Here is a 13,235-nt window from a genome sequence, read left to right as displayed (position 1 = left end):
CCTCCGTTTCAAAACGGTAACGATCACCTGATACCGTTTTCCCGCCACCTGTCCGAGGGGCGCTGCAGCAGGTTCGACCTGTCAGGCTCGGATGGGGCGTTGTCTGGCCGTGATGGTTCGGTCAGTCACTAAACGCACAACGGCGCCCATTCGCATACTTACGAATGGAGGCTCTTCATGAGCGCTGTCATCACGCCTGCAGATTTTACCGACTACAAAGTCGCCGACATGTCCCTGGCCGCCTGGGGCCGTCGTGAAACCATCATCGCCGAATCGGAGATGCCGGCCCTGATGGGTCTGCGTCGCAAGTACGCCGCTGAACAACCGCTCAAGGGCGCGAAGATTCTCGGCTGCATCCACATGACCATCCAGACTGCCGTGCTGATCGAAACCCTGGTTGCCCTGGGTGCCGAAGTACGCTGGTCGTCCTGCAACATCTTCTCGACCCAGGACCAGGCCGCTGCCTCCATCGCTGCCGCCGGTATCCCGGTATTCGCCTGGAAAGGCGAGACCGAGCAAGAGTACGAGTGGTGCCTGGAGCAGACCATCCTCAAGGATGGCAAGCCTTGGGACGCCAACATGATCCTCGACGACGGCGGCGACCTGACCGAGCTGCTGCACAAGAAGTACCCGCAGGTGCTGGATCGCGTCCACGGCGTGACCGAAGAAACCACCACCGGCGTGCACCGCCTGCTGGACATGCTGGCCAAGGGCGAGCTGAAGATCCCGGCCATCAACGTCAACGACTCGGTGACCAAGAGCAAGAACGACAACAAGTACGGCTGCCGTCACAGCCTGAACGATGCGATCAAGCGCGGTACCGACCACCTGTTGTCCGGCAAGCAGGCGCTGGTCATCGGCTACGGTGACGTGGGCAAGGGTTCGGCCCAGTCCCTGCGTCAGGAAGGCATGATCGTCAAGGTTTCCGAAGTCGACCCGATCTGCGCCATGCAAGCCTGCATGGACGGTTTCGAACTGGTCTCGCCGTTCATCGACGGCATCAACACCGGCACCGAAGCGAGCATCGACAAGGCCCTGCTGGGCAAGATCGACCTGATCGTGACCACCACCGGTAACGTCAATGTTTGCGACGCCAACATGCTCAAGGCCCTGAAGAAGCGCGCCGTTGTCTGCAACATCGGTCACTTCGACAACGAAATCGACACCGCTTTCATGCGCAAGAACTGGGCATGGGAAGAAGTGAAGCCGCAGGTGCACAAGGTTCACCGCACCGGCCCAGGCGCTTTCGACGCCCAGAACGACGACTACCTGATCCTGCTGGCCGAAGGCCGCCTGGTGAACCTGGGCAACGCCACCGGTCACCCAAGTCGCATCATGGACGGTTCGTTCGCCAACCAGGTTCTGGCGCAGATCTTCCTGTTCGGCCAGAAGTACGCCGACCTGTCGCCAGCCCAGAAAGCCGAGCGCCTGACCGTTGAAGTACTGCCCAAGAAACTCGACGAAGAAGTGGCCCTGGAAATGGTCCGCGGCTTCGGTGGCGTGGTCACCCAACTGACCAAGCAGCAGGCTGACTACATCGGCGTGACCGTCGAAGGCCCGTTCAAGCCGCACGCTTACCGGTACTAAGAGCAGTTGCAAGCCTTGAGCTTCAAGCGGCAAGCAAAGGCCACAAGCCGCGCTTGCCGCTCGAAGCTTTCGGCTTCGTCCCTATTTGCTTAAACAGTTTCAAGCAGCCCGTTCCAGGCACAAGAGCTGAGCGCACCTCCGCTACTCTTGCAGCTTGTGGCTTGCAGCTTGTAGCTGGAGGTTTCCTCCATGTCCCAAGACCGTCGCTACAGCTTCGAGTTCTTCCCGACCAAGACCGATGCTGGGCATGAAAAACTGCTCGCCACTGCCCGCCAGCTGGCCAGTTACAACCCCGATTTCTTCTCCTGCACCTACGGTGCCGGTGGCTCGACCCGCGACCGCACGATGAACACCGTGCTGCAGCTCGAAAGCGAAGTGAAGATCCCCGCCGCACCGCACCTGTCTTGCGTGGGTGACAGCAAGGCCGACCTGCGTGGCCTGTTGACCCAGTACAAGGCCGCCGGCATCAACCGTATCGTCGCCCTGCGCGGCGACCTGCCTTCGGGCATGGGCATGGCCAGCGGCGAGTTGCGTCACGCCAACGACCTGGTGAGCTTCATTCGTGAAGAGACTGGCGATCACTTCCACATCGAAGTGGCGGCCTATCCGGAAATGCACCCACAGGCGCGCAATTTCGAAGACGACCTCAACAACTTCGTGCGCAAGGCCAACGCCGGCGCCAACAGTGCGATCACCCAGTATTTCTTCAACGCCGACAGTTATTTCTACTTCGTCGAACGCGTGCAACAAATGGGTGTGAACATCCCGATCGTGCCCGGCATCATGCCGATCACCAACTACAGCAAGCTGGCGCGTTTCTCCGACGCCTGCGGCGCGGAAATCCCGCGCTGGATCCGCAAGCAACTGGAAGCCTACGGCGACGACAGCCAAAGCATTCAGGCGTTCGGCGAACAGGTCATCACCGAAATGTGTGAGCGTTTGTTGCAAGGCGGTGCGCCAGGGCTGCATTTCTATACCCTGAACCAAGCCGAGCCAAGCCTGGCCGTCTGGAACAACCTGAAGCTGCCGCGTTAACCGCCCGACAGCATCAGAAAAGGCCTTGGCGAAATCCAGGGCCTTTTTTTTAACCCCCAATACATCCGAAGGATCGCCGTAGATGTCCACAGGCAGCACCGCAGCACGCCCACAATTGATTTATCTGGTTTACGGCGCCGCGACCTATCACCAGGAAGCCGCGTTCAGTATTGCCAGCGCCCTGGCCGGGCTGCGCGAAACACCGGGCGAAGCCCTCGACATCCAGGTCTTCACCGACAATCCCGCGCCTTACCGCGACCTGCCTGTGCGCGTGCGCTCCTTGGACGAAAACACCCGCCAGGCCTGGATCGCCCCACACGGCTACCACTTTCGCGCCAAGCACGTGGTGATGCAGCAGGTGCTGCAAGAGTCCGAACTGGCGTTGCTGATCGACACCGATACCTTTTTCCACTGCTCGCCGCTGGAGCTGTTTCGGCGCATCCAGCCCGGCACCCTGCTGTGTAACGCATTCGGCATGTGCTACGGCGCCAACAAGGAGTCCGGCCTCTACCAGTGCCTGGCCGGCTTGCTGCGGGAACGAAAACTCGCCGACGAGCAGATGCCGCTGCTGAACTCCGGCGTAATCGGCCTGCACCGCGCGGACGCCAATGTGCTGGACCGCTCCATCGCCCTGATGGACGAGCTGTACCCGCTGGCCAACGGCGCCTACACCCTCGAAGAATTCTGCCTGTCGGTGGCGGCCTATCGCACCAAACAGGTTCGCGAATGCCCCGACCTGATCCACCACTACTGGAGCCGCAAGCAGCTGTTTCGCGCCAAGATCAAGGCCTGGCTGGACAAGCACATCGCAGCGCCCACCAGCAGCGTCGCCCTGGACGAAACCCGCCTGGTCACCGCGACCCTGCCACTCCCGCCGACCTTGCAACGCCTGGCCTACAAGATCGTGACCCTGGCCCTGCCCGGGCACCAGCGGCAGTTCATGCGCGAAATCCTCTACGGCTGCTACCGCCACACCAACGAATTCGACCAGGCCTGCGCCCCGGTCTGGTGGGAGAAAGCCCGGGAAAACGCCGAAGGCCGCCTGAAAAAACCGCTCAACAGCCATCAACTCGAGCGCTGGTTCAACCACCCGGTGATTCGCCTGGTACTGGGCCAGCGGCGCAAGGCCATCTACCTGCATCTGATCGAGACAAAGGCTGACTGAGGCTTGAGCTAGACGGCCTCTAGCATTGGACGACCTGTCGTCGTAATCTCCAGCGATGCCCGTCATTGCCCAGCTGCTGACAGCCTTTATCTGCGCTTGCCTGAGCCTCACCGCTCATGGCGAGAAGCTGCGCATTGTCACCGAGCCCTGGGCCCCTTATGTCTATGAGGAACAGGGCAAGGCCCAGGGCCTGGATTACGAAACCACGGCGATCGTCTTCCAGCGTCTGGGGATCGAAGTCGAATGGCAGTTCCTGCCCTGGAGACGTTGCCTGGCCATGCTCGAACAAGGCCAGGCCGACGGTGCCCTGGACATCTTTCACAGCAACGAACGCGAAAGCAGCCTGCTCTACCCCAGCGAGCCGCTGTCGGACGTCGAGTTCGTGATGTTCTATGCCAACGCCCGGCCCTTTCCGTTCCGTACCCTGGAAGACTTGCGCGGACTGACCGTGGGCACCTCCCCCGGCTACCTGTACAGCCAGGACTTCAGGGAATCCACCCTGTTCAAGCACGAACCGGCACCGACCCACGAAGCCAACTTCGGCAAGCTGCTGCGCGGCCGCATCGACCTGCTGATCACCGATCGGCGGGTCGGCCAGCATCTGCTCGACCAACTGAACATTCGCCAGCAGATCACCGAGAACCCGGTGGTCATCAGCCGCCAGAGCCAGTTTCTGGCCGTGCGGCGCAATGCCGGCATGGACTTGCTGGTGCAGCGTTTCGGCGCCGAACTCAAGCGCTTCAAGCGCGAGCCGGCCTACGCCGAACTGAGCGCCCGCTATGGCGCGGCGCCGGCCATCGCCGACTCAAGCGCAATGCCGCCCGGCACACCGCGCAAAACCGTTGAGCAGCAGGAAAGCAGCGCACGCTGATTGCTCTGTTATACTCCGGCCTTCCCGCCAGGCTCACGCCCGGACGCTCGATCCTGTTCAAGGCATCTCGATACCGCTACAGCGCAGCCACAAGGCCCGCGCGAGCCCTCGCCGATGAGCCTTCAGGAGCCAGCAGGACCGGACGGGATTGCGTCCTCTTAAACGCCATTCGCGCCAGGCAAGACTATCCCTCTGGGCCAAGCCCTCACTAAAACAGGATTACTCATGTCCTTTGCTTCCCTCGGTCTCTCCGAGGCTTTAGTCGGCGCCATCGAAGCCGCCGGCTACACCCAGCCTACTCCGGTGCAACAGCGGGCCATTCCCGCCGTGTTGCAAGGTCGCGACCTGATGGTCGCGGCACAGACAGGTACTGGTAAAACCGGCGGTTTCGCCCTTCCGATCCTGGAACGGCTGTTTCCCAACGGTCACCCGGACAAATCCCAGCGTCACGGCCCGCGCCAACCGCGCGTACTGGTCCTGACCCCGACCCGCGAACTGGCCGCGCAAGTGCACGAGAGCTTCAAGGTCTATGCCCGCGACCTGAAGTTCGTCAGTGCCTGTATCTTCGGCGGCGTCGGCATGAACCCACAGGTTCAGGCCATGGCCCGTGGCGTCGATGTACTGGTGGCCTGCCCCGGCCGCCTGCTCGACCTGGCCGGCCAGGGCAGCGTCGACCTGTCCCACGTGGAAATCCTCGTGCTCGACGAAGCCGACCGCATGCTCGACATGGGCTTTGTCCATGACGTGAAGAAAGTCCTCGCGCGCCTGCCCGCCAAGCGCCAGAACCTGCTGTTTTCCGCGACCTTCTCCAAGGACATCACGGACCTGGCCGGCAAACTGCTGCACAACCCGGAGCGCATCGAAGTCACGCCGCCGAACACCACGGTCGAGCGTATCGAGCAACGGGTGTTCCGCCTGGCCGCCAGCCACAAGCGCGCCTTGCTGGCCCACCTGATCACCGCCGGCGCCTGGGAACAGGTACTGGTCTTCACCCGCACCAAGCACGGCGCCAACCGCCTGGCCGAGTACCTGGACAAGCACGGCCTGACCGCCGTCGCCATCCACGGCAACAAGAGCCAGAACGCCCGCACCAAGGCCCTGGCCGACTTCAAGGCCGGTGAAGTGCGGATCCTGGTCGCCACCGATATCGCCGCCCGTGGCCTGGACATCGACCAGCTGCCACACGTGGTCAACTTCGAGCTGCCGAACGTCGACGAAGACTACGTGCACCGTATCGGCCGTACCGGCCGCGCCGGTCGTTCGGGCGAAGCGATCTCGCTGGTCGCGCCGGACGAAGAGAAGCTGCTCAAGAGCATCGAGCGCATGACCAAGCAGAAGATCCCCGACGGCGATCTGATGGGCTTCGACGCCAGTGCCGTGGAAGCCGAGAAACCGGAAGTGCGCGAGCGTCCGGACGTGCGTAACCCACGCAATTCCCGTGGCCCGCGTGGCGACGGTCCGAATGGCGGCGGTGGTGGCGGCGGCCGTAAAGACAAAGGCAAGGACAAGGGCAAGGACAAACCGGCCGCTCGCGGCGACCGCCCGGCCCGTGAGCAGAAGCCTCGCGAAGGCACCCCGGCCCGCGAACAGCGCCAGCCGACGCCACGCGCCGACCGCGCCCCGGATGAGTTCCTGGACGACGACGTGGACAACTTCGGCAATCGCGCCGACTACGTCAGCCCGTACCAGAACAAGAACAACCAGGGCCGCGGCCGTCGTCCTGGCGCGCCAGCCCAGGGTGCAACCAGCAGCAACGCGCCACGCAGCGGCGGCCAGGGTCGCTCCGGCGGTCCGCGCACCAGCAACGGTGCCACCACCGGCACCCCGCCTGCCAAGCGCAACGGCCCACGCAGCGGCGCTCCACGTGACGGCCAGGCCCGTCGCGAAGAGTCGCGCAATCGTCGTCCGGCCCGTGACGACCAGGCGCGTCAGGAGCCGGCGGTGCAGAACCCGCGCGGCAACCAGCCGAAGATCATGCACAAGGAATCGAAAGCCGACCGCTTCCCGACACCCGAGCAGCTCGATCAACTGCCAAGCCGTCCACGTGGCGAGAAACCAGCCTTGCTGACCCGCAATCGCTGAAGTTTTCGCGACAATAAAAAACGCCCCTGATCTCGCGATCAGGGGCGTTTTTTTATGATCTCTGTAGCCGCTGCCGAGCTCGCGAGGCTGCGATCGACCGGGAACCGGTCGCAGGCCTTGAAGACCATGAAGGTCCTGCGGACCTTATCGCAGCCTCGCGAGCTCGGCAGCGGCTACAGGCGAAGCATTACTTCGCTTTCACACCTTCGAAGGTGATGTACAGCTGAACGGTGTCGGACTGCGGGCCAACATCCATCCCGTCCTTGTTGAACTCTTTGCGGCTGATGCTGGTGGTGCCTTCAAAACCGGCACGGTAGCCGCCCCATGGATCCTTGCCTTCACCCAGGAAGGTGGCCTTGACCACGATAGGCTTGGTCACACCGTGGAAAGTCAGGTCGCCAGCCACATCGGCGGTCTGCTTGCCATCAGCATTCTTGCCGGTTGGCTTGACGCTGGTGGAAACGAACTTCGCATCAGGGAATTTGCCCGACTCCAGGAAGTCCTTGCTGTTGACGTGTTTGTCACGCTCGGCGTGGTTGGTGAACACGCTGGCGGTGCGCACGTTGACTTCGATCTTGGCGTCTTCAGGCTTGGCCGCGTCGAAGCTGAACTTGCCGTCCAGGTCCTTGAAAGTACCGGTGATGAAGCTGTAGCCCAGGTGGCTGATCTTGAAGTCGACGAAGGCGTGCTGGCCTTCCTTGTCGATCACATAGTCCGCGGCCATCGCCTGACCGGCAGACAACAGAGCAGAACCGATTGCCAGAGCGGCGAGAGTCTTTTTCAACATGCTTTCTATTCCTTTTGAGTCGAGGTTGAGCATCAGGCTTTGCGCCCCAGCATACGAGCCAGGGTCGTGTCACGATCGATAAAGTGGTGTTTCAAGGCAGCCAGAGCATGCACTCCGGCGAAGATCACCAGGGCCCAGGCCAGGTACAGATGCACCTCGCCGGCCACATCTGCCTGGTCCGGCAGTCCGGAAACCAGGGCAGGTACTTCAAACAGGCCAAACACCGGAATCCCGACACCGTCTGCGGTGGAAATCAGGTAACCGGCAATCATCACAGCGAACAGACTGAGATAAAGGAAGGCATGGCCGAACTTGGCGCCCAGGCGCGTCAGGCGCCCGTGGTTGGCCGGTGCCGGTGGCGGCGGGCTGACAAAGCGCCACAGCACCCGCAGCAACATGATCGCGAACAACGTCAAGCCAATGCTCTTGTGCAGGTCCGGCGCATCTTTACGCCAGGCACTGTAGTAATCCAGGCCGACCATCCACAGGCCCAGGGCGAACAATCCAAAGACTGCCAGCGCCACGCTCCAGTGCAGAAAAATGCTTACCCAGCCGTAGCGGGAAGAAGAGTTACCTAGCTGCATTACTTAAATCCTGTAAGAACTGCTGCCCAAGACTATCGATTTAACTATCGAATTAAAGCGGAAATTTTCGCTTTGAAATATCGAGAAATACGATGTTGATCCTACGAACACTAAATTAACCAGGCATTAAGGTCTACGTGGGGAAAACGTGACAGACCGTCCTGCGACCGCGATCAATTCGCCCTTCCAGGCATGCAATGGGTTGTGACACGGCCTGGCATTGCATAGGCTTGCGCGATTGTTTGCTCGCGTACTTAGAGCCGCCTCCAGGAGACTGAACATGGGCCTCAACAACCAGTGGATGCAACGCGATCTCGCGGTGTTATGGCATCCCTGCACCCAGATGAAAGACCACGAGCAGCTGCCGCTGATCCCGATCAAGCGCGGCGAAGGCGTGTGGCTGGAGGACTTCGAAGGCAAGCGCTACCTCGACGCGGTCAGTTCCTGGTGGGTCAACGTATTCGGCCACGCCAACCCGCGCATCAACCAGCGCATCAAGGATCAGGTCGATCAGCTGGAGCATGTGATCCTCGCCGGCTTCAGCCATCAGCCGGTGATCGAGCTGTCCGAGCGCCTGGTGAAAATGACTCCCGAAGGCCTGACCCGCTGCTTCTATGCCGACAACGGCTCGTCGTGCATCGAAGTGGCGATGAAGATGAGCTTCCACTACTGGTTCAACCGCGGCCAGAAAGACAAGAAGCGCTTCGTCACCCTGACCAACAGCTACCACGGCGAAACCATCGCCGCGATGTCGGTGGGCGACGTGCCGCTGTTCACCGAAACCTACAAGGCCCTGCTGCTGGACACTATCAAGGTGCCGAGCCCGGACTGCTACCTGCGCCCCGAAGGCATGAGCTGGGAAGAACACTCGTGCAACATGTTCGCGGCCATGGAGCAGACCCTGGCGGAACACCACGACAGCGTTGCCGCGGTGATAGTCGAACCGCTGATCCAGGGCGCCGGTGGCATGCGCATGTACCACCCGGTGTACCTCAAGCTGCTGCGCGAGGCCTGCGACCGCTACGGCGTGCACCTGATCCATGATGAGATCGCCGTCGGATTCGGTCGTACCGGCACGATGTTCGCCTGCGAACAGGCCGGCATCCGCCCGGACTTCCTCTGCCTGTCCAAGGCCCTGACCGGCGGCTACCTGCCGCTGGCCGCGTGCCTGACCACCGACGAAGTCTATAGCGCCTTCTACGACGACTACCCGACCCTGCGCGCCTTCCTCCACTCCCACAGCTACACCGGCAACCCGCTGGCCTGTGCGGCGGCGCTGGCGACCCTGGATATCTTCGAGCAGGACAACGTCATCGAGAACAACCGGGCGCTGGCCCAGCGCATGGCCAGCTCGACCGCGCACCTGGCGGACCACCCGCACGTTGCCGAGGTGCGCCAGACCGGCATGGTGCTGGCCATCGAAATGGTCCAGGACAAGGCCAGCAAGACCGCCTACCCGTGGCAGGAACGCCGTGGCCTGAAAGTCTTCCAGCACGCCCTGGAGCGTGGCGCCCTGCTGCGTCCGCTGGGCAGCGTGGTGTATTTCCTGCCGCCCTACGTGATCACCCCGGAGCAGATCGACTTCCTCGCCATCGTTGCCAGCGAAGGCATCGACATTGCTACCAACGACAAGGTCAGCGTGGCGGTGCCCAAGGACTTCCACCCAGGCTTCCGCGATCCGGGTTGAGCCCCTCGCCGGCAAGCCCGCCGTTTTGCAGAAGCGGGCTTGCCGACGCAAAGATCCATTGACCCACCTCGAACCGAATTTTCCCAGAGAACCACCATGAGACTGTCCCGCTTCTTTATCGACGCCCCCCTGAGCCTCGGCGAGCACGAGCTGCCGGAAGCCCAGGCCCACTACATCGGGCGCGTACTGCGCATGGCCGAGGGCGACGCGCTGCAGCTGTTCGACGGTTCGGGCAACGAATTTCGCGGCACGCTGCTGGAAGTCGGCAAGAAACGCGTGGTGGTCCGACTCGATGAAAGCTTCGCCGGGCAGGTCGAGTCGCCGCTGCAGATCCACCTCGGCCAGGGCCTGTCCCGGGGCGAGCGCATGGATTGGGCGATTCAGAAGGCCACCGAGCTGGGGGTGAATGAAATCACCCCGATCTTCAGCGAGCGCTGCGAAGTGCGGCTCAAGGACGAACGCGCCGACAAACGCCTGGCCCACTGGCGCCAGGTGGCCGTGAGCGCCTGCGAACAATGCGGGCGCTCGCGGGTGCCGGTGATTCATCCGCCGGTGCTGCTGGCCGACTGGATCAAGCAGACCCAGGCTGACCTCAAGCTGGTGCTGCACCCGGTGGCCGAGCCGCTGGTAAGCCACGCCAAGCCTGCGACCCTGGCATTCCTGATCGGCCCGGAAGGCGGTTTGTCCGATGCCGAAGTGGACCAGGCCCAGGACGCGGGCTTCCTGCCGGCGCGCCTCGGGCCGCGGGTGCTGCGCACCGAAACCGCGCCAGTGGTAGCGCTGGCGGTAGCCCAACAGCTGTGGGGCGACTTCTAACCCGCCTGACATACGCGCCGCCCCCATCGCCAGCAAGCCTGGCTCCTACAGAAGCGGACCGGTGTTTACTCCACCGGATCGCTCACCGGTTTGGCGATGATCGCCTTCAACTCGCTGGTCATCGGGAACTCCAGGTTCAGGCCCTTGGGTGGAATCGGTTGTTCGAACCAGCGCTGGTAGATCCTGTTGATTTCCCCTGAGCGGTACAGGTCCGCCAGGGTGGCGTTCACCAGCTCCAGGAACTGCGGATCGTCCTTGCGCACCATGCAGCTGTAGATTTCCCGCGACTGCTCCTCGCCGACCACCACCCAGTTGTGCGGATCGCGGGCCTTGGCCCGTTCGCCGTAGAGCAGCGCGTCGTCCATGTAGAACGCTGCGGCGCGACCCGATTGCAACATCTGGAAGGCTTCGCCGTGGTCCTTGGCGCTGATCACGAACATGTCGATCTTGTGCTCGACGTTGTAGCTCTTGAGGAAGCGCTCGTTGGTGGTGCCGGCGGTGGTCACCACGTTCTTGCCGCGCAGGTCGGCAAAACTCTTGATCCCGCTGTCTCTGGCCGTCAGCAACTGGCCCTTGACGTAGATGAAGCCGTAGGAAAACGCCACCTGCTTCTGCCGTTCGGCGGTCACCCCGGTGGAGCCGCATTCCAGGTCCACGGTGCCGTTCTGCACCAGCGGAATGCGCGTCTGCGACGTCACCAGGTTGTACTTCACCGCCAGTTGCGGCAGCGCCAGCTTGTCGCGGATGCGCTCGACGACCTTGCTCGCCAGGTCCACCGAGTAGCCCATGGGTTTGCCGCTGTTGTCACCCACGTAGGAAAACGGCACCGAGGCATCGCGATAACCCAGGGTAATACTGCCGGCAGTGGCGATCTTGCCCAGGGTGCCGGTCAGCGGCGCCTCGCTGGCGTACAGCGGGGAGCCAAGCAACAGGCCCAGGGTGCAGCCGAGCAACGTGATTTTTTGCATTGTTATTCTCCGTTGTGGGTGAAGGCGTTAGCGGCGAACCGCGATGACAGTGATTTCCACCAGGATGTCCGGACGCGCCAGGGCGGCCTGCACCGTGGTGCGGCTTGGCGCCTGGCCCGGGGACAACCAGGCCGACCAGACCTCGTTCATCGCGGCAAAGTCCCGCTGGATGTCTTTCAGGTAGAGGGTCGCACTGAGCAGATGATCCTTGTCGCTGCCGGCCTCGGCCAGCAAGGCGTCGATCTTCGCCAGCACTTCGCGGGTCTGGCCGGCGGCATCGGTGGCCGCGCCCGGCACCTGGCCAGACAGGAACAGCAGATCGGCAAAACCCGCGACAGCGCTGAGGCGGTCATTGCTGTGAAGACGCTGGATGGTCATGGGACAGCTCCTTGTACGTGAAAGAAATCAGGCGGCATGGGGCGCTAGCCCCTGCATGTCGATGGAAGTGCGGCGCTGGCCGATCAGCTCGGCCAGCAGGCGCCCGCTGCCACAGGCCAGGGTGAAACCCAGGGCGCCATGGCCGAGGTTGAGCCACAGGTTGCGGTAGCCGGTGGCGCCAATCAGCGGTACGCCGCTGGGGGTCGCCGGGCGCATGCCGGCCCACTCGATGGCGGCATCGTAGTCGCCGGCGTTGGCGAAGGTTTCCCGGGCCTGGCGCTGCATCAGGGCCAGGCGCCTGGGGTCCAGGGCCGGGTCGAAACCGACGATATCGACCATGGCCGCCACCCGCAGCTGCTGGCCGATCCGCGCGTAGACGATCTTGCGGTTGTAATCGGTGATGCTGATTTCCGGTGCCCGGTGCCCCGCGCCGATCGGCACGCTGAGGCTGTAGCCCTTGAGCGGATACAGCGGCAGCTTCAGCCCGGGCAACGCCAGTTCGCCACTGCGATGACCGGCGGCGAGTATCAGTTGATCCACCGCCAGCACCTCGTCGCCCAGCTCGATGGCCTGCACCTGGCCGCCCATCTGGCGAATGCCGGTGACCGGGCGCCCGGTCAGCAACTGGCAACGGCCGGAAGCCTGTAGCCGCGCCACCAGTTGCTGGCAGAAGGCGTGGCAGTCGGCCACTTCTTCGTCCGGGGTGAAGATGCCGCCGACAAAGGGCGCGCCGCCGAGGGTCGGCTCCAGTTGCGCGCATTCGCCAGCGGACAGCACCTGCTGTTGGCGGGGATCGGCCAGGCCGTGGCGGGCGTGCTCGAAACTGGCGGTTTCGCGGAAGGTCACCAGCTTGCCGTTGCGCCGCCAGTGAAAACCGTCGAGCCGGTCCTCGTCGCGCCAGCTCTGCAAGGTGGCCTGGCTCAGCAGCGCCAGGCGCAGCAGATGGGCGCCGTTGCGGCGGTTGACCGAACCGCGGCAGGCCGCCAGGAACCCGGCCATCCAGCGCCACTGCGCCAGGTCCAGGCGCAGGCGCAGCTTCAGCGGCGAGTCGCCACGCAGCATCCAGCCCAACGCCTGCCAGGGCACGCCGGCATCGGCCAGCGGCGCCACGTAGCGGTACGACAGCTGGCCGCCGTTGGCGAAGCTGGTCTGGCTGGCGAAGGCGTCGCGCGCCTCCACCAGGCTGACGTCGAACCCCTCGCGAACCAGGGCGTAGGCGCTGGCCAGGCCAATGACCCCGCCGCCGATGATGCAAACCCGCTGTGCCATGTCAGT

General features: G+C 63.2%; 12 protein-coding genes and 1 riboswitch. Of the genes, 7 read left to right on the top strand and 5 right to left on the bottom strand.

The window, feature by feature from the left end:
- Positions 1 to 48: 48 nt before the first annotated feature.
- A riboswitch (S-adenosyl-L-homocysteine riboswitch) is annotated at positions 49 to 155 on the top strand.
- A 22-nt stretch (positions 156 to 177) separates the two neighbouring features.
- From ahcY to BM019_RS19700, 5 genes are all read left to right on the top strand, one after another.
- Positions 178 to 1,587, top strand: coding sequence for an adenosylhomocysteinase (gene ahcY, locus BM019_RS19720; protein WP_009045993.1), 1,410 nt, complete (start codon positions 178 to 180; stop codon positions 1,585 to 1,587).
- Positions 1,588 to 1,776: 189 nt separating this feature from the next.
- Complete coding sequence (gene metF / locus BM019_RS19715) at positions 1,777 to 2,622, top strand: methylenetetrahydrofolate reductase [NAD(P)H] (protein WP_007932530.1); 846 nt, start codon at positions 1,777 to 1,779, stop codon at positions 2,620 to 2,622.
- A gap of 82 nt (positions 2,623 to 2,704) precedes the next feature.
- Positions 2,705 to 3,787 (top strand): hypothetical protein, encoded by a 1,083-nt coding sequence (locus BM019_RS19710; protein ID WP_092419457.1) that lies wholly within the window; start codon positions 2,705 to 2,707, stop codon positions 3,785 to 3,787.
- Between the two features lie 55 nt (positions 3,788 to 3,842).
- Positions 3,843 to 4,658 carry a substrate-binding periplasmic protein gene (locus BM019_RS19705; RefSeq protein WP_092419454.1) on the top strand — a complete coding sequence of 272 codons (816 nt, stop codon included), beginning with the start codon at positions 3,843 to 3,845 and terminating at the stop codon, positions 4,656 to 4,658.
- Positions 4,659 to 4,883: 225 nt separating this feature from the next.
- Positions 4,884 to 6,740: an RNA helicase RhlE2 gene (locus BM019_RS19700; RefSeq protein ID WP_009045996.1), complete on the top strand. Its 1,857-nt coding sequence runs from the start codon at positions 4,884 to 4,886 to the stop codon at positions 6,738 to 6,740.
- A gap of 187 nt (positions 6,741 to 6,927) precedes the next feature.
- On the opposite strand, the gene BM019_RS19695 is transcribed toward BM019_RS19700, so the two are convergent.
- Together BM019_RS19695 and BM019_RS19690 are read right to left on the bottom strand one after the other, a co-directional pair.
- Positions 6,928 to 7,527 carry a YceI family protein gene (locus BM019_RS19695; RefSeq protein WP_007932534.1) on the bottom strand — a complete coding sequence of 200 codons (600 nt, stop codon included), beginning with the start codon at positions 7,525 to 7,527 and terminating at the stop codon, positions 6,928 to 6,930.
- Between the two features lie 32 nt (positions 7,528 to 7,559).
- Positions 7,560 to 8,111, bottom strand: a complete 552-nt coding sequence (locus BM019_RS19690) for a cytochrome b (protein ID WP_062824355.1) — start codon at positions 8,109 to 8,111, stop codon at positions 7,560 to 7,562.
- Positions 8,112 to 8,391: 280 nt separating this feature from the next.
- Here BM019_RS19690 and BM019_RS19685 point away from each other — a divergent pair, with 280 nt between their 5' ends.
- Both BM019_RS19685 and BM019_RS19680 read left to right on the top strand, forming a co-directional pair.
- A complete protein-coding gene (locus tag BM019_RS19685; protein WP_092419451.1) occupies positions 8,392 to 9,798 on the top strand; it encodes an adenosylmethionine--8-amino-7-oxononanoate transaminase in 1,407 nt (468 codons plus the stop codon).
- A gap of 96 nt (positions 9,799 to 9,894) precedes the next feature.
- Positions 9,895 to 10,614, top strand: coding sequence for a 16S rRNA (uracil(1498)-N(3))-methyltransferase (locus BM019_RS19680; protein WP_062824354.1), 720 nt, complete (start codon positions 9,895 to 9,897; stop codon positions 10,612 to 10,614).
- A gap of 65 nt (positions 10,615 to 10,679) precedes the next feature.
- Here BM019_RS19680 and BM019_RS19675 read toward each other — a convergent pair whose 3' ends face one another.
- Genes BM019_RS19675 through BM019_RS19665 form a run of 3 tightly spaced genes read right to left on the bottom strand, consistent with a single transcriptional unit; the run spans position 10,680 to position 13,229 of the window.
- Positions 10,680 to 11,582: a transporter substrate-binding domain-containing protein gene (locus BM019_RS19675; RefSeq protein ID WP_092419448.1), complete on the bottom strand. Its 903-nt coding sequence runs from the start codon at positions 11,580 to 11,582 to the stop codon at positions 10,680 to 10,682.
- A 27-nt stretch (positions 11,583 to 11,609) separates the two neighbouring features.
- Complete coding sequence (locus BM019_RS19670) at positions 11,610 to 11,960, bottom strand: RidA family protein (RefSeq protein WP_009046000.1); 351 nt, start codon at positions 11,958 to 11,960, stop codon at positions 11,610 to 11,612.
- A 27-nt stretch (positions 11,961 to 11,987) separates the two neighbouring features.
- On the bottom strand, positions 11,988 to 13,229 hold the full coding sequence (locus BM019_RS19665) for a D-amino acid dehydrogenase (protein ID WP_092419445.1): 1,242 nt from the start codon (positions 13,227 to 13,229) through the stop codon (positions 11,988 to 11,990).
- Between the last annotated feature and the right edge of the window lie 6 nt (positions 13,230 to 13,235).

The organism is Pseudomonas sp. NFPP07 (genome assembly GCF_900115645.1).
GTDB lineage: Bacteria > Pseudomonadota > Gammaproteobacteria > Pseudomonadales > Pseudomonadaceae > Aquipseudomonas > Aquipseudomonas chlororaphis.
Note: the sequence above shows the minus strand (reverse complement) of the source record. Positions and strands in the feature narration are given on the sequence as shown.

What these genes read in the sequence shown, in the direction of transcription:
- BM019_RS19705 (WP_092419454.1), top strand. Translation starts at nt 3,843, where the DNA reads ATGCCCGTCATTGCCCAGCTGCTGACAGCCTTTATCTGCGCTTGCCTG.
- BM019_RS19690 (WP_062824355.1), bottom strand. Translation starts at nt 8,111, where the DNA reads ATGCAGCTAGGTAACTCTTCTTCCCGCTACGGCTGGGTAAGCATTTTT.
- BM019_RS19695 (WP_007932534.1), bottom strand. Translation starts at nt 7,527, where the DNA reads ATGTTGAAAAAGACTCTCGCCGCTCTGGCAATCGGTTCTGCTCTGTTG.
- BM019_RS19700 (WP_009045996.1), top strand. Translation starts at nt 4,884, where the DNA reads ATGTCCTTTGCTTCCCTCGGTCTCTCCGAGGCTTTAGTCGGCGCCATC.
- BM019_RS19685 (WP_092419451.1), top strand. Translation starts at nt 8,392, where the DNA reads ATGGGCCTCAACAACCAGTGGATGCAACGCGATCTCGCGGTGTTATGG.
- BM019_RS19665 (WP_092419445.1), bottom strand. Translation starts at nt 13,229, where the DNA reads ATGGCACAGCGGGTTTGCATCATCGGCGGCGGGGTCATTGGCCTGGCC.
- BM019_RS19680 (WP_062824354.1), top strand. Translation starts at nt 9,895, where the DNA reads ATGAGACTGTCCCGCTTCTTTATCGACGCCCCCCTGAGCCTCGGCGAG.
- BM019_RS19710 (WP_092419457.1), top strand. Translation starts at nt 2,705, where the DNA reads ATGTCCACAGGCAGCACCGCAGCACGCCCACAATTGATTTATCTGGTT.
- BM019_RS19675 (WP_092419448.1), bottom strand. Translation starts at nt 11,582, where the DNA reads ATGCAAAAAATCACGTTGCTCGGCTGCACCCTGGGCCTGTTGCTTGGC.
- ahcY (WP_009045993.1), top strand. Translation starts at nt 178, where the DNA reads ATGAGCGCTGTCATCACGCCTGCAGATTTTACCGACTACAAAGTCGCC.
- metF (WP_007932530.1), top strand. Translation starts at nt 1,777, where the DNA reads ATGTCCCAAGACCGTCGCTACAGCTTCGAGTTCTTCCCGACCAAGACC.
- BM019_RS19670 (WP_009046000.1), bottom strand. Translation starts at nt 11,960, where the DNA reads ATGACCATCCAGCGTCTTCACAGCAATGACCGCCTCAGCGCTGTCGCG.